Genomic DNA, 20,929 nt, shown 5'->3' with positions numbered 1-20,929 from the left:
GTATTAAGATTCAGATATTGGTAAAACAGGCAGAATGCAATGAGTGAAACATTGGAGCAGCAGGCTGTAGAGGCCGGTATTGATTTAGGCTACCACGACATCAACGGTACATATCATGCGACCAAACCTGAAGTTTTGGAATCGATCGTTGCTATTTTGGACAAAAGCAAACCGGATTCAGACGGCCTTTATCTGAATACGATGGTCGCGCATGAAAACGGTGAAGAATCTTTACAGATGCCGTCTAAATTTCATGGTGCGGAAGCGGTCGTATTGATTAATGAGGCGGATGAGTGCCAGACCTTGACTTTGTATCCGGGCGACAACGATACGCTTTGGATTAAGCTGCCCCAACTGACTTGCGGTTATTACACTTTATCGGCCGAGACCGACGGTAAATGTTGCCTTGTACGTCTGATTGTTGCGCCTGAATCGGTTTATCAACCCAAACTGCTTGCCAATGGCGGACGGATGAATGGTTTGACCATGCATTTGTACAGCCTGCGTTCCGAGCGCAACTGGGGCATAGGCGACTTTACCGATTTGCTGAACCTGATGAAATATGCTGCAGAGAAAAAGCTGGATTTTGTCGGTATCAACCCTTTGCATGCCTTGTTTACCAGCAAGCCTGCCTTTGCCAGCCCGTATAGCCCTTCTTCGCGCGAATGGCTCAATCCGATTTACTTGGATATCGAGAAAGTCGGGGCGTTTACTTATAACGAACAACTGAAAAACTGGTTGGCACAACCAAAAATCCGTCAGCGTATCGCCGCTTTGCGTGTTACGGAAACGGTGACTTATACGGCGGTTTGGGCATGTAAGCGTGATGCGCTGCAGATGGCGTTTAACGCGTTTGAACAAGATACTTGCGAGGCTGCGGTAAATGAACGTGCTGCATTTGAAGCATTTGTATTAGAAAAAGGCAAGGCTTTGCAGGGCTTCGGTTTGTTTGAGGCTTTGGACCAGTATTACAGCCGTCCCGGACAAGTGGGTTGGCAGTCATGGCCGTCTGAATTTCATCAACCTGATGGCGAAGCAGTAGAAAAATTTGCGCTTAGTCATGAGCGTGAAATCCGTTTTTATATGTGGCTGCAATGGCTTTGTGCGAAGCAGTTGCAAGAAGTCAACCAAGCCGCTGCCGAATACGGTGTCAAACTCGGTATTTACGGCGATTTGGCGGTCGGCGTGGCGCGAGGCAGCGCGGATACTTGGTTAAACCGTCAAGATTATTGTATGGACGTATCGGTCGGTGCGCCGCCCGATCCTTTGGGGCCGACAGGGCAGAATTGGAATTTGCCGCCGCTTAATCCGTCGATGTTGAAACATACGGGCTATGAAAAGTTTGCCCATCTGTTGCGCGAAAACATGCGCCTGTATGGCGTGTTGCGGATTGACCATGTGATGGCATTGTGTCGTTTGTGGTGGGTTTTAAACGATAAAACAGCAGATTTCGGCGCATATGTGCATTACGATGCCGAAGTGACTTTCGCCATTTTGGCATTGGAAAGCCAGCGCAACCGTTGCGTCATCATCGGCGAGGATTTGGGAACGGTACCCGATCAAGCGCGTTATCTGCTCAATCGCTATCAAGTGTTCTCCTACAAAGTGATGTATTTCAGCAAGGGCTGGAACGGTTTCCAATTACCTGAAGAATACCCCGAGCAGGCGATTACGGTCATCAGTACCCACGATGTTGCGCCTTTGGCAGGTTATTGGATAGGCAAAGATTTGGATACGATGTTCAAGCTCGGTACTTTGCCTGATGTAGCCGCTTTTCAGACGGCCTTGGACGAGCGCGAACACGATAAAGCCGATTTGCTGGATAAATTGAAAGAAACCGGCTGTCTGGGTGCAGACGTACAAATGCCGGCAAAAGCCGATGAAATCTTGCTGGGGGCTTTGCATAAATACGGCGCATTGAGCCGCAGCAAACTTTACGCCGTACAACTGGAAAACCTGCTGGGCGTCATCGACAATCTGAATGTCCCGGGTGTAACCGAAGGCTATCCGAACTGGGCGCAAAAAATGCCGGTTTCTTTGGAAGATTTCCTACAACACCGCCTCATGGGCGGCCAACTTGCCATTATTGACGAGGTACGCATGAAAACAAACAGCCAAATCAAGGCTTATCATGAACTTGACCAAATCGAGCGCGATACGGTCGAAAGCCTGTTTCTTGCCACCCACAGCGATTTGTTCGCTTATCTGGGACGACACCGCCTTGCAGAGGGCGATGAAGTAGTACGCGTTTTGATTCCCGGCGCAGTAAGCGTGGATATCGTGAACCGCCGCAGCGGCGAACTCATCGTGCCGTCTGAAAAAATTGATGAACGCGGTTTCTTTGTGGCCGTTTTGCCTGATGATGCGCCCGATTACGCTTTGAGTATCCGTTATACCGAAGATTCCGAGCCAGTGATTGAAGAAGACCCTTATCATTTCAGCTCTGCGTTGCAAGACATGGATTCCTGGCTGTTGGCCGAAGGCAAACACCTGCGTCCTTATGAGACTTTAGGCGCACATTTTGCCGAGTTGGACGGCGTGAAGGGCGTACGCTTTGCCGTATGGGCGCCCAATGCGCAACGCGTTTCCGTCATCGGCGAATTTAATAACTGGGATGGCCGCCGCCATGTGATGCGTTTCCATCGCGACAACGGCATTTGGGACATCTTTATTCCTGCAGTCAAACTCAATGCCCTCTACAAATTTGAAATCCGCGATGCCAACGGTAATGTACGTGAAAAAGCCGACCCGTATGCTTTCGGTGCGGAACTGCGTCCAACCACGGCATCTATCGTGCGCGGCTTGCCTGACGAAGTGGAAGAACCTGCTTTCCGCGCCTGTGCCAACGCCATTGATGCGCCTATCAGCATTTATGAAGTGCATTTGGGCTCGTGGAAACGCAATCCGGAAAACAATTTTTGGCTGACTTATGAAGAGTTGGCCAAAGAGCTGGTGGCATACGTCAAAGACATGGGCTTTACCCATATCGAGTTTTTGCCTGTTTCCGAATATCCGTTTGACGGCTCATGGGGCTATCAGGCAACCGGTTTGTATGCGCCGACCAGCCGTTTCGGTTCGCCGGAAGAATTGCGTGCATTGATTAAAGCCGCGCACGACGCAGGCATCAGCGTTATCCTCGACTGGGTGGTCGGCCATTTCCCGACCGACGATCACGGCTTGGCCAAATTTGACGGCACCGCGCTGTACGAACACGCCGACCCGCGCGAAGGCTACCACCAAGACTGGAACACCTTGATTTACAACTTCGGCAGAAACGAAGTGAAAAACTTCCTGCAAGGCAATGCTTTGTATTGGATAGAACGTTTCGGCTTTGACGGTATCCGCGTTGATGCGGTTGCTTCGATGATTTACCGCAACTATTCGCGCAAAGACGGCGAGTGGATTCCGAACCAATACGGCGGCCATGAAAACCTCGAAGCCATCGCTTTCCTGCGTGATACCAACACCATGTTGAAAGAGGAGGTTCCAGCTGCGACTGAAATTGCCGAAGAATCTACTTCATTCGCTAACGTCACCCGTCAAGAAGGTTTGAACTTCAGCTTCAAATGGAATATGGGCTGGATGAACGATACGTTGCGTTACATGATGGAAGACCCCATCAACCGCAAATATCACCACAACAAAATGACTTTCGGCATGATGTACCAGTACAGCGAAAACTTTGTCCTGCCGCTTTCACACGATGAAGTCGTGCACGGCAAACGTTCGCTGCTCGGACGTATGCCCGGCGACTGCTGGCAACAATTTGCCAACCTGCGCGCCTACTACGGCTTTATGTACGGCTTCCCCGGCAAAAAACTCTTGTTTATGGGCAACGAGTTTGCACAAGGCCGCGAGTGGAACTACAACGAAGGACTGGATTGGTTCTTGCTGGAGCAAGATGGCGGCTGGCACAAAGGCGTACAAGACTTCGTACGCGAATTGAACCATGTCTATAAAGACAACGCGCCGCTTTACCAATTAGACCAATGGTCTGAAGGCTTTGAGTGGCTGGTTGCAGATGACGGCGACAATTCCGTATTCGTCTTCGAGCGCCGCGACCGTGAAGGCAACCGCGTTATTGTGATCAGCAACTTCACGCCTGTGGTACGCGAAGGCTACCGTTTCGGCGTGAATTCTGCCGGCGAATACCGCGAAATCCTCAATTCAGACGACCTGCATTACAAAGGCAGCGGCGTTTCTACCGGCGCAACGGTGGAGACAGAAGAAGTTTGGTCGCATGGCAAACCAAATTCCTTGTCTGTTACCGTACCGCCTTTGGCAACCGTTTACCTGTATCAGGCGGCACTCAAAGACGAAGCGTAAATCAACTTTGAGGGTGGGTATCATGCCTGCCTAATCAGCTGAAAATTAAAAGATAGTGATATCAATATGACTCAAGGCCGTCTGAAAGATTTTCAGACGGCCTTATATTGGACACGAAACCAAATACATACCAAGGAATCATTCTATGACTGCCAAATCATGGCATATCGAGGAAGGCAAGCCTTATCCCATGGGCGCGACCCTGACAAGCAAGGGCGCGAATTTCACCTTGTTTTCCATCAATGCCGAAAAGGTCGAATTGTGTCTGTTTGATAAGGATAAAGAAACCCGTTTGGAGATGCCTTCGCGGCGCGGTTCGGTATTTTACGGATTTGTGCCGGACGTTAAGGCAGGGCAGCGATACGGTTTTCGCGTGTATGGACGTGAAAACGCAGAATACGGCTCATGTTTTAATCCCAACAAATTGCTGATTGACCCGTATTCCAAAAAAATTGACGGCAAACCAAGCTACCGTACCGCCGAAGAAATGGCATGGTTCAGACCGGAAGATGAACGCGACAATGCCGCCGTTGCGCCGAAAAGCGTCGTGATCGGACGCAGTCGATTCAATTGGGCCAAAGATTGCCGTCCGGAAATACCGTGGGGCAAAACCGTTATTTATGAAGCCCATGTCAAAGGGTTTACCAAGCAATTCCCCGATTTGAAATATGCAGGCACTTATAAGGCCTTGTGCGATAAACGGGTTTTGGCCTATTTGCAAGAGTTGGGGGTAACAACGGTCGAGCTGCTGCCGATTCATTATCATCTGGACGAATACCATCTTCAGCAGATGGGCTTGAGCAATTATTGGGGCTACAACACTTATTCTCATTTTGCCGTCGAGCCGTCTTATGCCGACAATCCCGAGCGTGCGGCGGCGGAGTTTAAACAAGCGGTCAAAGCCCTGCATCAGGCAGGTTTGGAAGTGATTTTGGATGTCGTGTACAACCACACGGCAGAACAGGACGACAAAGGCCCGATGCTGTGTCAGCGCGGTATCGACAACACCTTATGGTATTGGCACACCCCTTACGGCAATTATGAAAACTGGTCGGGTTGCGGCAATACGCTCAATATTGTCCGGCGCGACGTTACCCGTTGGGCGGCAGACAGCCTGCGCTATTGGGCTGAAGAGTTTCATGTTGACGGCTTCCGTTTCGATTTGGGAACCGTATTGGGACGCGAACCCGATTTCCAATCGTACGGCCGTTTTTTTCAAGTCCTGTATCAAGACCCGGTTTTGGCCGGTTTGAAACTGATTGTCGAAGCATGGGACATCGGCGAGGGCGGTTATCACTTGGGCAATTTCCCTCAACCTTTTGCCGAATGGAACGGTCGTTTCCGCGATGATATGCGCGCGTTTTGGTCATGGGAAAGCGGCAATTTGGGTGCATTTGCCGAACGTTTGGCCGGGTCGTCCGATATTTTCAACCACAGTGGCCGCCATCCGTCCGCCAGCATCAACTTCATCACTGCACACGACGGCTTCACCCTGCGCGATTTGGTCAGCTATAACGAAAAACACAACGAAGCCAACGGCGAAAACAACCGCGACGGGCATAATGAAAACATCAGCTACAACCACGGCGTAGAAGGCGAAACCGATGATGAAGAAGTTTTGCTCAACCGCGAATACACTTCCAAAGCGCTGCTTGCCTCCTTGTTTTTATCCAACGGTACGCCCATGCTTTTGGCGGGCGATGAGTTTGGCAACAGTCAGCAAGGCAACAACAACAGCTACTGCCAAGATAATCCGATTACATGGTTGGATTGGCAAAATGAGTCTCATATGTTGCAGAATTACACTCAAGAGCTGATACGCGTACGAAGTCAAATCAAGCTGCTGACAGATGATTGCTGGTGGCAAAAAGAACGTGTGCAATGGCTCAATGCCGATAGCAGCCCGATGACCGAATATTGTTGGCACAACAGGGGCAGCAAGGCGATTCAGGTTGTTTTGGATGATGAATGGCTGCTGTTGGTCAATGCCAAACGTAGTCGTCAGTTATTTAACCTGCCTCAAGGCAATTGGGAAATTTCTTGCGTACCATCTGAGAAATTTAATTACGAAGAATCAGGAAAATGTGTTGTTGAGCATATGGGGATTTGGATTTTACATAAAACAAATTAAATGAGAATTAAACTATTGGTTGATTAATTCTTTGATATTTTGTCAGTATTTTATGATTTGCAGCTTGGTGGTATAAATTGAAAATGCCAATAAGATGATGAATGGTTTAATTGTTAATTGAATGTTTTATAAAGAAAAATATATCCTTTTTTTGAATCTTTCCGCTATAATCTCCTTAGTTTGTAACAAATCTACGCACCATTCCTTTCAGACGGCCTGTTGCCGTTGTCAGACCGTCTGAAAACCGAGTTTCGTTGTTTTTAATAAAACCATCAGGCGCGTTGTCCAGTGCCTCACGCTAGAGAAAGGCTTCCATGGCTAAGAAAAAACTCCCCATCTCCGGTTACGATTATGTAATGCCTAAACCGGACGCCGAAACCATCCGCAAGTCCATCGTTTACAAGCTGATTTTCATCTTGGGCGTAGATCCGAAGGAGGCAACTTCACACCAATGGCTCAACGCCGCCATGCTTGCCGCGCGTGACCTGATTGCGGAAGATTTCCTCAAAACACGCCGCGCCCACATTGATAACAGTAAACGCATGGTTTATTACCTGTCTATGGAATTCCTGCTCGGCCGTTCGTTTGTCAACGCGCTGATTAACGAAGGCGTTTACGCCGAATTTGAAGAAGCCTTCAAGCAACTGGGCAAAGAATTTGCCGATGTCTGCGAACAAGAAGAAGATCCGGGTTTGGGTAACGGCGGTTTGGGCCGTCTGGCCGCCTGCTTCCTCGACTCTTTGGCAACCCTGCGCATTCCGGCCATGGGCTACGGCATCCGTTACCAATACGGTATGTTCAAACAAGAAATCGTGGATGGCCAACAAGTTGAAAAACCCGATTTGTGGCTCGACCAAGATTTGGCATGGCAGTTTGCCCGTCCGAACAAACAATATTCCGTCCGTTTCGGCGGTCAAGTATTGAACTTGGGCGACAAAAAAGAATGGCAGCCGAGCGAAGAAATTTCCGCTTGGGCATACGACGAAATTATTCCGGGCTATGGCGGCGAATGTGCCAACCCATTGCGTTTGTGGACTGCACACGCAGGCAACCTGTTTGACCTTGCCGACTTCAACCGAGGCGACTATGCCTCTGCTGTTCGCGCACAAAACAGCGACGAAAACATCTCACGCGTTCTGTATCCGAACGACTCTACCGATTCCGGCCGCGAATTGCGCCTGAAGCAAGAATACTTCTTGGTTTCCGCTTCCGTTCAAGACATCGTTGCCCGTCACAAATGCCGTTTCCCAAGCATCCGCACTTTGGCAGACGAAGTCGCCATCCACTTGAACGATACCCATCCGGTGCTCGCCATTCCAGAATTGATGCGCATCCTGATTGACGAAGAGGGCATCGCATGGACTGAAGCATGGAATATGTGCTGTAAGATTTTCTCTTACACCAACCACACATTGATGAGCGAAGCCTTGGAAACTTGGCAGGTTGACCTGATGGGCCGTCTGCTGCCGCGCCACTTGGACATCATCTTTGAAATCAACGCCTACTTCCTCAATGCCTTACGCGCCATTGGCAACTTCGACGACGACTTTGTCCGCCGCGTATCCATCATTGATGAAACCCACGGCCGTCGCGTCCGCATGGCATGGCTGGCGGTTATCGGTTCGCACAAAGTCAACGGCGTGGCAAAAATCCACTCCGATTTGATGACCACATCCATCTTCGCCGACTTTGCCAAAGTGTTCCCAGAACGCTTTACCAACGTAACCAACGGCGTAACCCCGCGCCGCTGGATCAACATCGCCAACCCGGGCCTGACCAAATTCTTGGACAAACATCTGGGCGACGAAGACTGGCGTCTGCATTTGGACAACTTGACCAAGCTCAACGACAAAGTGGACGATGCCTCCGTACAGGCAGAATTCGGCGAAGTGAAAAAAGCCGCCAAAGAGCGCCTTGCTAAATACATTGAAACCGAGCTGGGCATCAAAGTTAATACCGATGCACTTTTCGATATCCAAATCAAACGTATCCACGAGTACAAACGTCAAGCATTGAACGTGATGCACATCGTCGACCGCTACAACAAAATCCTGGAAAACCCAGATTTCGATTGGCAGCCGCGCGTGTTCATCTTTGCCGGTAAAGCCGCATCCGCTTATTACATGGCGAAGAAAATCATCCGACTGATTAATGACGTCGCCAAAGTTATCAACAACGACACCCGTATCCGCGACTTGATTAAAGTTGTGTTCATCCCGAACTACAGCGTCAGCCTCGCCCAAATCATCATCCCAGCCGCTGATTTGCACGAACAAATCTCACTGGCGGGTACAGAAGCATCCGGTACCAGCAACATGAAATTCGCCCTTAACGGCGCGCTCTGCATGGGTACACTGGACGGCGCGAACGTTGAGATTTTGGAAAAAGTCGGCGCGGACAACTGCTATATCTTTGGTAACACCGTCGAGCAAGTCGAAGAAATCCGCCGCAATGGTTACGACCCGTTGAGCTATATCGAGCGAGACAGCGATCTACGCCGCGTCGTCAACCAAATCAGCCAAGGCACTTTCTCTCCGGAAGAGCCAAACCGCTACAACGACGTGTTGCAACCATACGGCGACTTCTATCAACTGATGGCCGATTTCCGCAGCTACATCGACACGCAATACAAAGCGGACGAACACTACCGCAACGTATCCGCATGGCGCAAATCAGCCTTGATCAACATCGCCAACATGGGCTTCTTCTCATCCGACCGCTCCATCGCCGACTACTGCCGCGATATTTGGTACATCAAACCATTGAGCGAAAAAGAACTGCCCAGCAAAAATTAAGCGTTGAGCAGATAGCGAAAGCCGATACATCGGAAAGGTGTATCGGCTTTTTTATATTCGCAGTTTTTGAGTTGGATAACAAACTTAAAAGGCCGTCTGAAAACTTTCAGACGGCCTTTTGTTTCATTTGCTTTGAGAGTTAATCAAGCAAGATTATTTTTCAGCTTCTTCAAAGCCGACGACTTCGAGGCCGAAGCCGGTGAGGCCGGTGAAGGATGACGGCTGGCCGAGGACGCGCAGTTTTTTGACGTTGAGGCCGGCGAGGATTTGTGCGCCTATGCCGTAGCTTTTGCTGTCCCATTTGTAGGCTTGGTTGGCGCCTTTGGGTAGGGTGCGGTCGAGCAGGGTGGCGCCGTCTTCAGTGCGGTGCAGGAGGATGACTACGCCACTTTCGGCTTGTTGGATGCGCTCAAGGGCTTTGGGCAGCGACCATGAGTGGCGCGGGTTGGTTTGGATGAAGTCCATGACGCTGAAGGGTTCGTGGACGCGGACGAGGGTTTCTTCTTCGGCGGAAGGTGTGCCTTTGACGAGGGCGAGGTGGGTTTCGCCGGAGAGTTTGTCGACGTAAACGTGTTGTTGGAACTCGCCCCATGGGGTTTGTACGGGTGAGTTGCCCATGTCTTCAAGCAGGCTTTCGGTACGGCTGCGGTATTCGATGAGGTCGGTAATGGTGCCGATTTTGAGATTGTGTTCTTCGGCGAACTTCATCAGTTCGGGCATACGCGCCATGGTGCCGTCGTCGTTGATGATTTCGCAGATGACGGCGGCGGGAATCAGGCCGTTCATTTGTGCCAGATCGACGCCGGCTTCTGTGTGTCCGGCGCGGACGAGTACGCCGCCTTTTTGGGCGCGGAGAGGGAAGATGTGGCCGGGTTGGACGATGTCTTCGGGTTTGGCGGATGGGGAAACGGCGGTTTGAATGGTCAGGGCGCGGTCGGCGGCGGAAATGCCGGTGGTGATGCCGTGGGCGGCTTCGATGGAGACGGTGAAGTTGGTGCCGTATTGTGCGCCATTTTTTTGGGTCATCATAGGCAGGCCGAGTTTTTCGACCATTTCGCCGTCCATCGGCAGGCAGACCAGGCCACGTGCGTTTTTGATCATGAAGTTGATGGCTTCGGGGGTAACGAATTGGGCGGCCATCAGCAAGTCGCCTTCGTTTTCGCGGTCTTCGGCATCGGTGATGATGACCATTTTGCCGGCTTTGATGTCTGCTAGGATTTCGGGAATGGTGGAGATGTGGGACATGGTATTTCTTTCTTGGCTGATGGTGGGGGCGTGGCGGTCTTGGTGGTCTTGATCCAGCCACATGTCAGGCATATTGGCTGCCTGCTCGATTTTTCGGGCTTTTTTCTCGCCGAAAGATTTGTTTTTCAGCAGGGCGGACAGCTCGCCTTGGTTGATGGAGATGGCTTGGGCAAACTTGGTCTGCTGGCCGTTGTGGTGTTGTGTTATCCATTGCCGCAGGTTGTGGCGGCGCAGGTCGGTGGTATTCATGATGAGATGAAATTGAATTGTGTGTAATGGATTGTAGTCTTGTCTTTACCAAAAGGCAAACTTTGTTTGTTGAGATTTTTTATTACTTTTTGGTAATGAAATTTATTGTTTCAGACGGCCTGGGTATGGCTTGAAATTGACGGTTTTGGGAGAATATGGGGAATGTTTTGATGATTATTTTAATGGGGAATGTTTGAAATGAAAATGTTTGGGCGCGGATTGGTCGTGCTGGTGTTGTGTGCGTTGACGGCTGCAGGCGGCTGGTTTTATGCCCTGCATGGTCAGAACGAAGAACATCAGGTTTTGTCCCGTGAGGGGGTTTTGATGCAGATTAAGCAGATGAACCGCTTGGAAAGTACGGCATTTTATATCGATACGATTATCCGTACGGAGAAAAAAGGGGATTGGCGCAGGCTGTGGCAGGATTCGCAAAGCGGTATTTTTATTGTGCGCGGCAAGGTGTTGGCCGGTTTGGATTTGGACAAGTTAGGCGCGGACAATGTCAATATTGTGGACGACAAGGTATTAATCAGTCTGCCGGCGGTGGAAATCTTGAGCGTGGATTTGGAAAATATCGAAGTGTACGATATTCAGACCGGCTCGTTTAATTTGCTGCCTATGGATAAGTCTGTATTCAAGACGGTGCAGGAAGAGGCGAAACGGCAGGTATTGCAAAGCGCATGTAGGGCTGAGATTTTGGAACATGCCAACCGTCAGGCGCAAATGCAGTTGGAAAACCTGTTTGCATTGACGCAGACGAAGGTATCCGTCTATCCGGCTGCGGTAGGGAAGTGCGGTTAATATGCGTTATCTTGACCGATTGATTGAACATTGTATACAAGCAAAAAAGCTTGTACCTGACCGTACCTTTGAATTTACAACGTTGGAACAATTGCCCAGTCATGGATGCTTTATTTATGTTATCCAACAGATTGAAGGCGACATTAATACAACTTTTCAGCAATTTCAAAATTTTCGCTTACTTAAAACACATGCCTGCGCAAAATTAAATCGCCCAAGTCAGGTTCTATACGTAGGGTCTTCACGTCACAGTATTCGGAATAGATTGGCACAGCATTTGGGCTTCGGGCATAAAAGTACCTATGCATTGCATTTAAATCAATGGTATCAAGGCCAATATAAAATAACGATTCATCAATATGCCGATACACTTCCCGCTGATGTGCTGCAATTGATTGAAGACGATCTTGCTGATCAATTACAGCCGGCATTTGGTAAATCAGGTACCAACAATAAATAGCACGCATATGAGTGTAGAACATGTAATAGCAAAGATTGACAGGGTTTGGCTCAATTGTTATTTTGCCGCCATTCTCCCATTTTGCTGTATTGTTCATGCCAATAGATTGCTTGAAAAGATAAGGCCGTCTGAAAAATTTTCAGACGGCCTTTGTTTCATTAAGCCATTATCCGCGTCGTAAAACGGCGGTATTGATGTATTTTTGAATACCGGTGGCAATGGCTTGGGCGCATTGTTGGCGGAAGGATTCGCTGCCGAGCAGCCGCTCTTCGGTAGGGTTGGAGAGGAAGGCGGTTTCCACCAAAATGGACGGAACATCCGGCGCGCGGAGGACGGCGAAGTTGGCCTCGTCAACGCGGCCTTTGTGCAGTTGGTTGAGTTTGCCCAATTCGGTCAAGACGGAATGACCGAGCTTGCGGCTGTCGCGCAGGGTTGCGGTTTGGGTCATGTCCAAAATCGTGTTGTCGACGTTGCGGTTGCCGCTGGATTGTACACCGCCGATGGCGTCGGCGTTGTTTTGGGTTTGGGCAAGGAATTTTGCCGCCGAGCTGGTCGCGCCTTTGGTATTGAGCATATATACGCCGGTACCGCGTGCGGACGGGCTGGTAAAGGCATCGGCGTGGATGGATACGAATACGTCGGCATTGCGTGCACGACCTTTGGCAACGCGTACGCCCAATGGGATAAAGATGTCTTCGTTGCGCGTCATGAATACGTTGTAACCCAAGGCTTCGAGGCGTTTTTTGGTTTCGCGTGCGATGGAGAGTACGACGTTTTTCTCTTTGAGGCCGCTCGGTCCGATGGCACCGGGGTCTTCGCCGCCGTGGCCGGGGTCGAGCATGATCACGGGACGGCGGTTGCCGCCGCTGCCGCGGTTGCTTTTAGGGGCTGGGGTGTCGTATGCGGTGTTGGTATTGGGACGTTGTTTAGGGACGCTGCCGTTGAGCAAGGCCATCATCGGGTCGTTGGCATCTGCGCCGTGCGGATAGAGGTCGATAACCAGGCGGTTTCTGAAGTTGCCGACGGGGGTGAGTGCAAAGACTTGCGGATGGGTGCTTTGTTTGAGGTCGATGACGATACGCACGGTGCTGGGCGTATTTTGACCGGCGCGGATGCTGCGGATGAAAGGGTCGTCAGACAGCACTTTGCTGGAAATGCCTTGCAGGACGCTGTTGATTTCCGCACCTTGGATATCTACGACCAACCGTCTGGGGTTGTCCAACATAAAATGTTGGTATTTCATCGGGTGGTTGCTCTCAAGGGTAACGCGTGTGTAGGCGTTCGCCGGCCAGATGCGGACGGCAAGGAATTGCGCAGGAGAGGCCGGTTTGGCCAATGCAGCCCCCACGGGTGTGAGGGTGAGAAATAGTCCTGTGCCTTGACGGAGAATGTGTCTTCTAGTTAATTTGACCATGATTCTAAACTTTTTCGGCCTTGGTTTGTGTGGGCGGAAAAGGTGCAGGTTCTGCCCTTATCGGTGTACGTCAATGTAATGGTAATGTCTGCCGGAGGCGTGAATTCCCCGCCTTGCTGCGGCCATTCGATGAGGCAGACGCTGTCGGGCGCAAACAATTCGTCCAAACCGGCATCCTCCCATTCCTCGGGCATAGTAAAGCGGTAGAGGTCGAAATGGTGGAGGGTGAATGTATCCAGCGGATAAGATTCGACAATGGTGTAAGTCGGGCTTTTGACTGCGCCCGTATGCCCCAGTCCGCGCAAAATCCCGCGTGTCAGCGTGGTTTTGCCTGCACCCAGTCCGCCTTCAAGATAGATGGTCAGCGGAGCGGAAAGCTGCTTGCTCCATTCTTCACCCAGTTTCAGGGTTGCTTCTTCATCGGGCAGGAAACGGGTGTGCAGTCCGTTTGAGTGCATGGAATAGGCCTTGTCGTTCAAAAGGCTTAATTATGATGGAATTGGCGGCGTTTGCAAACCTGATAGACGATAAAGTTAGATAAAGATAGTGTTGAGGCCGTCTGAAAACGGAATTCAGACGGCCTTTAATGTTAAAATGAAAATATCCCTCACAAAATTGCGAGACAGCTTATGCCTTTATCCATAGACGAACAATTATTGCCGCACCGCAATGCCATCGACAGCATCGATGCGGAAATCCTCCGTTTGCTCAATGAGCGCGCCGGTCATGCGCATGCTATCGGCGAATTGAAAGGGACAGGCGCGGTGTACCGTCCTGAACGGGAAGTGACCGTTTTGCGCCGGATTCAGGATTTGAACCGCGGCCCTTTGCCTGATGAATCAGTTACTCGGCTGTTTCGCGAGATTATGAGCGAATGTTTGGCGGTGGAGCGTCCGCTGACGATTGCCTATTTGGGCCCGAAGGGGACATTTACCCAGCAAGCTGCCATCAAACATTTCGGCCACGCCGCACACACCATGGCGTGTACCACCATCGACAACTGCTTCAAACAAGTTGAAACGCGCCAAGCCGATTATTTGGTGGCGCCGGTAGAAAATTCGACCGAAGGCTCAGTGGGGCGCACTTTGGACTTGCTGGCCGTAACCGCTTTGAAAGCCTGCGGCGAAGTGGTTGTCCGCATTCATCACAACCTGTTGCGTAAAGACAGCCACGAAATCGGCGGCATTACCAAAGTTTTCGCCCATGCCCAAGCCTTGGCGCAATGCAACGACTGGCTCGGCCGCAACCTGCCCAATGCCGAACGTATCGCCGTAGCCAGCAATGCAGAAGCAGCGCGTTTGGTTGCCGAATCAGATAGCCCGAATGTGGCCGCCATTGCCGGACGTATTGCCGCGGAAATTTATCAGTTGAGCTTTGCCGCCGAGTGTATCGAAGACGAACCGAACAACACCACGCGCTTCTTGGTGATGGGCCATCAAGAAACCGGCCGCAGCGGCAACGATAAAACCTCTTTGGTCGTATCCGCGCCCAACCGTGCCGGTGCCGTTACTGCTTTGTTGCAACCTTTCACCGAGTTGGGCATTTCCATGACCAAATTTGAAAGCCGCCCAAGCAAATCGGTTTTGTGGGAATACCTGTTCTTCATCGATATCGAAGGCCACCAAAGCGATGAAAATGTCCAAAAAGCCTTGCAGCTTTTGGGCGAACGCGCTTCCTTCGTGAAAGTTGTCGGCTCTTATCCGACCGTTGTTTTGTAAGGATTATTGGGTATAAAAGGCCGTCTGAAAAGTTTTCAGACGGCCTAAATCATGTTCTCAATAGTTGCCATTTATGCAACATTATTGGCAGATTGATGTCAGTAAGTTTGCATGATTGGAAATGAACCTTCTATAATCCGAACGTTTTTAATATTTTCATGCAAAGAAAGGAGCAAGCCATGACACGCAATACTTCAATCCGCTCAATCACATTCTTTGCAGCCCAAGCGTCGGTCTGACTTTCGGATAACGCTTTTCGCATTCCATGTCGCCCGCTTCGGGCTGCTTTCCCTACGATTATCGGCTAGAAACCAGGCCGTCTGAACATTTCGCAGACGGTGGATACCTATTGTCATCAGTTGTCGGTTTCTATCCGTTTTAAAGAAAGCATAAACACATGGGCAATTATCCCCATCATATTCAAATTATTGCCGATTCAAATACATGGATTGAAGGCAACGCTGTCGCACAGCTCGAAACCACCGCCCGATTACCGCATATGCTACGCGTTGCCGGAATGCCGGATTTACATGCAGGGCGCGGTTATCCGGTTGGTGCAGCATTTTTCAGCGACCGTCATTTTTATCCTGCCCTGATTGGGAACGACATCGGTTGCGGCATGGCGTTTTGGCAGACCAATTTACGCGCAGCCAAACTCAAACCGGCCAAGCTCGCTAAACAGCTCGGCAACATCGATACGCCACTAGACAAAGACGAACAGGTCGATTTGTTAGACGACGTTGTCGATATGCGCCAATTTTCAGACGGCCTTGCCGTCGGTACGATTGGCGGCGGCAACCATTTTGCCGAGTTGCAAACCGTTGACACCGTTTATCGCACCGATTTGCTTCCGCCCGATTTTGATGAAAACCATTTGCAACTGTTGGTGCATAGCGGTTCGCGCGGATTGGGCCAGCAGATTTTGCAACGCCATATTGCCGCCTTCGGACATCAAGGTTTGGCGGAAGAGGGCAAAGCGGCGGCGACCTATCTTGCCGAACACCAAACAGCCCTTGAATTTGCCAGCCTTAACCGCCGTTTGATTGCGGCCAGAATGCTCGATCGTTGGCGCGCAGAAGGAACATGCCTGCTTGATGTCCACCATAATTTTTTGGAGCAAACCGAGATTGACGGCATAACCGGTTGGCTGCACCGAAAAGGCGCAACGCCCACTGATAAAGGCTTGGTCATGATACCCGGCTCGCGCGGCGATTACAGCTATCTGGTTCAACCTGCCGAAGATTGCCAAATTTCGTTGAATACCTTGGCTCATGGCGCAGGTCGGAAGTGGCAGCGCGGCGAATGCAAAGGCAGGCTGTCGCACAAATATACTGCCGACAGCCTGCGCCAGACCGAATTTGGCAGCGTGGTTGTCTGTCAGGACAAAGCTTTGATTTTTGAAGAAGCGCCGCAGGCTTATAAAAGCATCGACAGCGTTATTGCTGCCATGAAAAACGTAGGTTTGATTGAATTGGTCGCGCGGTTTAAACCTGTTTTGACTTATAAAACCGGCGGCGAGTGTGGAGCGTAAAGATGAAACAGAATACACCAGCGGTTTATCTGCAAATTTCCACCGCGCAAGGGCCGGCAGAGTGCCGTATATTTGCCCGTTTCGTCTTGGGCGAATTGCTTATTGAAGCCCAAGCAAAAGGCATTGATGCCGAACTTGTTACCGAAACCGCCGATAAGCACGGCATTTTGTCGGCGACGCTCAAGTTGGAAGGGCAGAAAGCCGAAAGTTTGGCGCAAACTTGGCAGGGGACGCTCCAATGGGTATGCCCCAGCCCCGTCCGCCCGAAACATCCGCGCAAAAATTGGTATATAGGCGTTTTCCGCTTGCCCGATATGCCGCAGATGTATGAAATGCCGTCTGAAAACGGAATCGAGTTTCAAACCTGCCGTTCGGGCGGTAAAGGCGGGCAACACGTCAATAAAACCGAGAGTGCCGTCCACGCCACCCATAAAGAAAGCGGCATTTCCGTGCGGGTCGAGAGCGAACGCAGCCAGCATGCCAATAAAAAATTGGCGGTAATGTTATTGGCGCAAAAGCTGGCGAAACATCATGCCGGACAGGCTGGAAATTTTGCGCAGGAGCAGCACGCGCAACTCTATCAAGTTGAGCGCGGCAATCCGAAAAGAACGTTTGTCGGTACTGCTTTTAAGGAGAAATAATTTATCTGCTGAATAAGGAGGTATTTAAAACATAAACCAAAGGCCGTCTGAAAATTTTCAGACGGCCTTTTATCGGTTTATCGATTAGCGTTCGCTTAACGCTTGTTTCATACGCGTAATCGGCTTGATCAGGTATTGGAAGATGGTTTTCTCGCCGGTTTTGATGTCCACCGTTGCAACCATGCCCGGAATAATCGGCATAGGTTTGCCGTTTTTGTCTTTCAGGGAGTTGTTTTCGGTTTGGACGAGAACGCGGTAATAGACTTGGTTCGGATCAAGTTTCAGGTCGTTGGCACGGTTTTGCATGGAGTTGCTGACGGTATCGGCGCCAACAAGAGTAACTTTGCCTTCCAAGCCACCGTAGATGGAGTAGTCGTATGCGCTGACTTTAACCAATGCAGGTTGGCCTGCGCGGATAAAGGCAATGTCTTGCGGGCGGATATAGGCTTCGACCAGCAGTTTGTCGTCAACCGGGACAATTTGCATGATGTCTTCGCCTGCGTTCACAACGCCGCCGATGGTGGTGACTTTTATGCCTTTGACGATACCGCGCATAGGTGCGCGGATTTGCGAGCGTTCAACCGGGTCGGCGCGCATGGCAACGTTTTCTTTGGATTGCGCCAGCTCGGATTCGGCTTGCAAAAGTTCGTTGTTGGCATCGGCTTTGTAGCGGTTGCGGCGCTCGGAAATTTGAGTGGCCAAGTCGGCAGACTCACGGCGCATTCTTAAGAGTTCGACTTCGGAAACCACACCTTCGGCAACCATGGGGGCGGTAATAGCGATTTCGCGGTCAAGCGCAGCCTTGCTTTGGGAAAGGCCGCTGACGGCGTCGGTCATGGCTTGACGGCGTGCTTTGTAGGCGGCGATTTCGCGACGGCGAAGCTCGGGACCCACGCTGTCAGGGAAGGAGAGCTTGGTGCCGTAGGCTTCGGCTTTAAGGCGGGCAACAGTGGCTTCGAGGTTTTCGACTTTGGCTTCGCTTTCACGCAAAACGGCGGAGCTGCGCGTGTCGTCGAGTTTCATCAGAATCTGATCTTTCTCGACCATATCGCCTTCTTTAACCATGATTTCGGTTACGATGCCGGGGTCGAGGCTTTGAATCACTTGCTCACGGCTACTGGGAATGATATTGCCGTTGCCGCGGGTCACTTCTTCGACCGGGCTGTTGTAAGCCCAAATAACGAAGACAACCAGGAAAATGAAGAAAAGGATGATGACCCAAAATTGACCGCTGTGTTTTTCTTTTTGAAGGGCGGCGTTGAGGTCGTTGATGAGGTGTAGGTCTTTGGATTTGACGTTGTTTTCGCGGCTCATAATCGTGTGTCTTTATTGTGTTTGGTGGATTTTAACCATTAGGGCAGGCCGTCTGAAAGGGTAAGTAGGTTTTCAGACGGCCTTTTGCTTTATTGTGCTGCCGATTGAGGGGCGGCGGCTTGTTGTTGCTGTTTGGCGTTGACAGCTTGTTGCTGTTGTTTGACGTTAGCTGCTTTGGCCTGTTCGTTTTGCATGAGTTTTTGCAATACCAGGTCACGCGGGCCGTCCATTACGACTTTACCATTGTCCATGACAATGATGCGGTTGACGATTTGCAGCACTTGCGGACGGTGGGTTACCAAAAGCATGGTGCGGTTGCGACCCCATTGGGCGATGGCATTGAGCGCCATGCGTTCAGTAGCTTGGTCCAGGCTGGTGGTTGGCTCGTCCAGCAGGACGACTTTCGGATTGCGCAAGGTCATGCGCGCCAGGGCGATGATTTGTTTTTGACCGCCGGACAAGCCCAAGCCGTCTTCACCCAAAGGCATATCCAAACCGCGCGGATGGTTGCGGATGATTTTGTCAAGGCCGAAGCGGTTGAGCGCAATCAGCAGGTCTTGGTCGGTAGAATAACTGCCGGTACGTGCCAAGTCCATGTTTTCGCGTAATGTGCCGAGGAACAGGCGTGGCGATTGGCTCAAAAGTAGGACTTGGTCGCGCAGGAAGTTGGGGTCAAGCTGGCGCATATCGACGCCGTCAAGGGTAACGTTGCCTTTTTCGGTATCGTACAGGCCGCTGGCCAGTTTGAGCATGGTGCTTTTACCGCTGCCGATACGGCCCAAAATGCCGACTTTTTCCCCCGGTTTGATGGTCAGGTGCAAATCTTCGACGGCGCTGTTGTTGTCAGCTTGATATTTGAACGATACGTTTTCAAAGGTAATATTGCCTTGAACGTTGTCCAAAGTAATGTATTTGCGTTCCGGATTGCGCTCGATAGGTCGGGTAACGATGTCGTTTACGCCTTTGAGGGCAAGTTTGGCCTGCTGGAAGCGGGTAGCCAAACCGGCGATTTGTGCCAACGGCGCCAAAGCGCGGCCGGACAGAATCACGGAGGCAATCAATGCACCCATGGTGATGCGTTCCGCATGGTTGTCGGCGTGAATCAAATAGGTACCGACGACGACCAAGAAGACGGTATTGAGCTGCTGCATGGCAACGGCGAAGTTGACCATGAAGTTGCTGGTGTCCTTGACTTTGATGGAAGAAGCAGAAGTTTTGGCGGTGTATTCATCCCAACGTTGTTGCGCCCAAGATGTGGCGTTGTTGGTTTTCAGGGTTTCGATGCCTTCGATGGCTTCAACGGCAAGGCCGGAGCGTTGCGAACCTTCTTTCATCGATTCATTGATGTGGCGAGAGAGCGGGCGTTGTACGACAAAACCGACAATCACGACAATCGGAATGATGGTCAGGGGAACGAGTGCCAGTTTGCCGCCAACCATGGAAATTACGAAGATAAACAGCAACAGGAAAGGCAAGTCGACAATGGTCAACAAGCTGGCACTGGTCATGAACTCGCGCACGGCTTCAAATTCGCGCAAATTACTGGCGTATGAACCGGAAGAAGCAGGACGGTCTGCCAGACGCAATGCCATCACTCGGCGGAACAGGGCGGAGCTGATGATCAGGTCGGCTTTTTTACCGGCAATATCGGTCAAATGACCGCGAATCATCTTGGCGGCAAACTCAAACAAAATCGCCAAGACCACGCCGATGCTCAATACCCACAAGGTTTCATAGGCTTGGTTGGGAATAACGCGGTCGTACACGTTCATCACATACAGGGAGCTGACGAGCGCAAGGAAGTTGATGATGATGGTGGCCAAGATGACTTGGTAGTAGTAGCTGCGGAAACGCCAAATGACTTTCCAAAACCATGCTTTGGGCAAATGGTATTCAGGCAGCTCCGAGCGCATATCGGTAGCCATTTTGGGTTTGATAAACCAGCAGTAGCCCAAATACAGGCCGGAGAGCTGCTCGTGGCTGAGTTCCTGTTCCAAACCGTCGACTTGGCGGATATGGTATTTGCGCTCTTGGCCGGAGCCTTCGATTTGGGTGATAACTGCCGCCTCTTCGTTGTGCAGGATAATCATGACCGGCACGGCGAGCGAGGGGATGTCTTCCAGATTGCGTTTGGATAAGGTGTTTTCAAAGCCGTGGCTGCGCAGGACTTCGACCAGTGAGTGATAGTTGACCTTGAGCTTTTTGTCGCGTACGACTTCGGCGGACAAAGCGGCTTCGGATACGGGCGCACCCAAAAGGCGGGTCACTAAAACGATGTGTTCAATGATGGCTTTCATATTTTTC

At 50.9% G+C, this 20,929-nt stretch carries 13 protein-coding genes; 8 read left to right on the top strand and 5 right to left on the bottom strand.

The window, feature by feature from the left end; all coding sequences use genetic code 11:
• The first annotated feature begins 39 nt into the window (after nucleotides 1–39).
• From glgB to ACTHTK_RS02540, 3 genes are all read left to right on the top strand, one after another.
• Nucleotides 40–4,326, top strand: coding sequence for a 1,4-alpha-glucan branching protein GlgB (gene glgB, locus ACTHTK_RS02550; RefSeq protein ID WP_107723496.1), 4,287 nt, complete (start codon nucleotides 40–42; stop codon nucleotides 4,324–4,326).
• 145 nt (nucleotides 4,327–4,471) lie between these two features.
• Nucleotides 4,472–6,457: a glycogen debranching protein GlgX gene (gene glgX, locus ACTHTK_RS02545; RefSeq protein ID WP_107723495.1), complete on the top strand. Its 1,986-nt coding sequence runs from the start codon at nucleotides 4,472–4,474 to the stop codon at nucleotides 6,455–6,457.
• Between the two features lie 314 nt (nucleotides 6,458–6,771).
• Complete coding sequence (locus ACTHTK_RS02540; protein WP_107723494.1) at nucleotides 6,772–9,252, top strand: glycogen/starch/alpha-glucan phosphorylase; 2,481 nt, start codon at nucleotides 6,772–6,774, stop codon at nucleotides 9,250–9,252.
• Between the two features lie 153 nt (nucleotides 9,253–9,405).
• Here the strand turns inward: ACTHTK_RS02540 and ribBA are convergent, their stop codons facing one another.
• Complete coding sequence (ribBA, locus tag ACTHTK_RS02535) at nucleotides 9,406–10,746, bottom strand: bifunctional 3,4-dihydroxy-2-butanone-4-phosphate synthase/GTP cyclohydrolase II (RefSeq protein WP_107723493.1); 1,341 nt, start codon at nucleotides 10,744–10,746, stop codon at nucleotides 9,406–9,408.
• 189 nt (nucleotides 10,747–10,935) lie between these two features.
• Here ribBA and ACTHTK_RS02530 point away from each other — a divergent pair, with 189 nt between their 5' ends.
• Nucleotides 10,936–11,547, top strand: a complete 612-nt coding sequence (locus tag ACTHTK_RS02530; RefSeq protein ID WP_107723492.1) for a DUF4230 domain-containing protein — start codon at nucleotides 10,936–10,938, stop codon at nucleotides 11,545–11,547.
• A 1-nt stretch (nucleotide 11,548) separates the two neighbouring features.
• On the top strand, nucleotides 11,549–12,007 hold the full coding sequence (locus ACTHTK_RS02525; protein WP_070607785.1) for a hypothetical protein: 459 nt from the start codon (nucleotides 11,549–11,551) through the stop codon (nucleotides 12,005–12,007).
• Between the two features lie 166 nt (nucleotides 12,008–12,173).
• Here ACTHTK_RS02525 and ACTHTK_RS02520 read toward each other — a convergent pair whose 3' ends face one another.
• Both ACTHTK_RS02520 and tsaE read right to left on the bottom strand, forming a co-directional pair.
• Nucleotides 12,174–13,421 (bottom strand): N-acetylmuramoyl-L-alanine amidase, encoded by a 1,248-nt coding sequence (locus tag ACTHTK_RS02520; RefSeq protein ID WP_440378318.1) that lies wholly within the window; start codon nucleotides 13,419–13,421, stop codon nucleotides 12,174–12,176.
• On the bottom strand, nucleotides 13,409–13,879 hold the full coding sequence (gene tsaE, locus ACTHTK_RS02515; protein ID WP_107723490.1) for a tRNA (adenosine(37)-N6)-threonylcarbamoyltransferase complex ATPase subunit type 1 TsaE: 471 nt from the start codon (nucleotides 13,877–13,879) through the stop codon (nucleotides 13,409–13,411). The genes ACTHTK_RS02520 and tsaE overlap by 13 nt, the downstream gene beginning before the upstream one ends.
• Nucleotides 13,880–14,050: 171 nt before the next feature.
• Here tsaE and pheA point away from each other — a divergent pair, with 171 nt between their 5' ends.
• The 3 genes from pheA (at nucleotide 14,051) to prfH (ending at nucleotide 17,311) form a co-directional block, all read left to right on the top strand.
• Nucleotides 14,051–15,139 carry a prephenate dehydratase gene (gene pheA / locus ACTHTK_RS02510; protein WP_107723489.1) on the top strand — a complete coding sequence of 363 codons (1,089 nt, stop codon included), beginning with the start codon at nucleotides 14,051–14,053 and terminating at the stop codon, nucleotides 15,137–15,139.
• A 397-nt stretch (nucleotides 15,140–15,536) separates the two neighbouring features.
• Nucleotides 15,537–16,670 carry an RNA ligase RtcB family protein gene (locus ACTHTK_RS02505; protein ID WP_440378317.1) on the top strand — a complete coding sequence of 378 codons (1,134 nt, stop codon included), beginning with the start codon at nucleotides 15,537–15,539 and terminating at the stop codon, nucleotides 16,668–16,670.
• 2 nt (nucleotides 16,671–16,672) lie between these two features.
• Nucleotides 16,673–17,311: a peptide chain release factor H gene (gene prfH / locus ACTHTK_RS02500; protein WP_440378316.1), complete on the top strand. Its 639-nt coding sequence runs from the start codon at nucleotides 16,673–16,675 to the stop codon at nucleotides 17,309–17,311.
• Nucleotides 17,312–17,395: 84 nt separating this feature from the next.
• Here the strand turns inward: prfH and ACTHTK_RS02495 are convergent, their stop codons facing one another.
• Both ACTHTK_RS02495 and ACTHTK_RS02490 read right to left on the bottom strand, forming a co-directional pair.
• Nucleotides 17,396–18,625, bottom strand: a complete 1,230-nt coding sequence (locus ACTHTK_RS02495) for an HlyD family type I secretion periplasmic adaptor subunit (RefSeq protein WP_107723486.1) — start codon at nucleotides 18,623–18,625, stop codon at nucleotides 17,396–17,398.
• Between the two features lie 89 nt (nucleotides 18,626–18,714).
• Nucleotides 18,715–20,922: a type I secretion system permease/ATPase gene (locus ACTHTK_RS02490; protein WP_107723485.1), complete on the bottom strand. Its 2,208-nt coding sequence runs from the start codon at nucleotides 20,920–20,922 to the stop codon at nucleotides 18,715–18,717.
• Between the last annotated feature and the right edge of the window lie 7 nt (nucleotides 20,923–20,929).

Origin of the sequence: Neisseria sp. P0006.S009, assembly GCF_051962915.1 — a bacterium.
GTDB classification, from domain to species: domain Bacteria; phylum Pseudomonadota; class Gammaproteobacteria; order Burkholderiales; family Neisseriaceae; genus Neisseria; species Neisseria subflava_E.
Note: the sequence above shows the minus strand (reverse complement) of the source record. Positions and strands in the feature narration are given on the sequence as shown.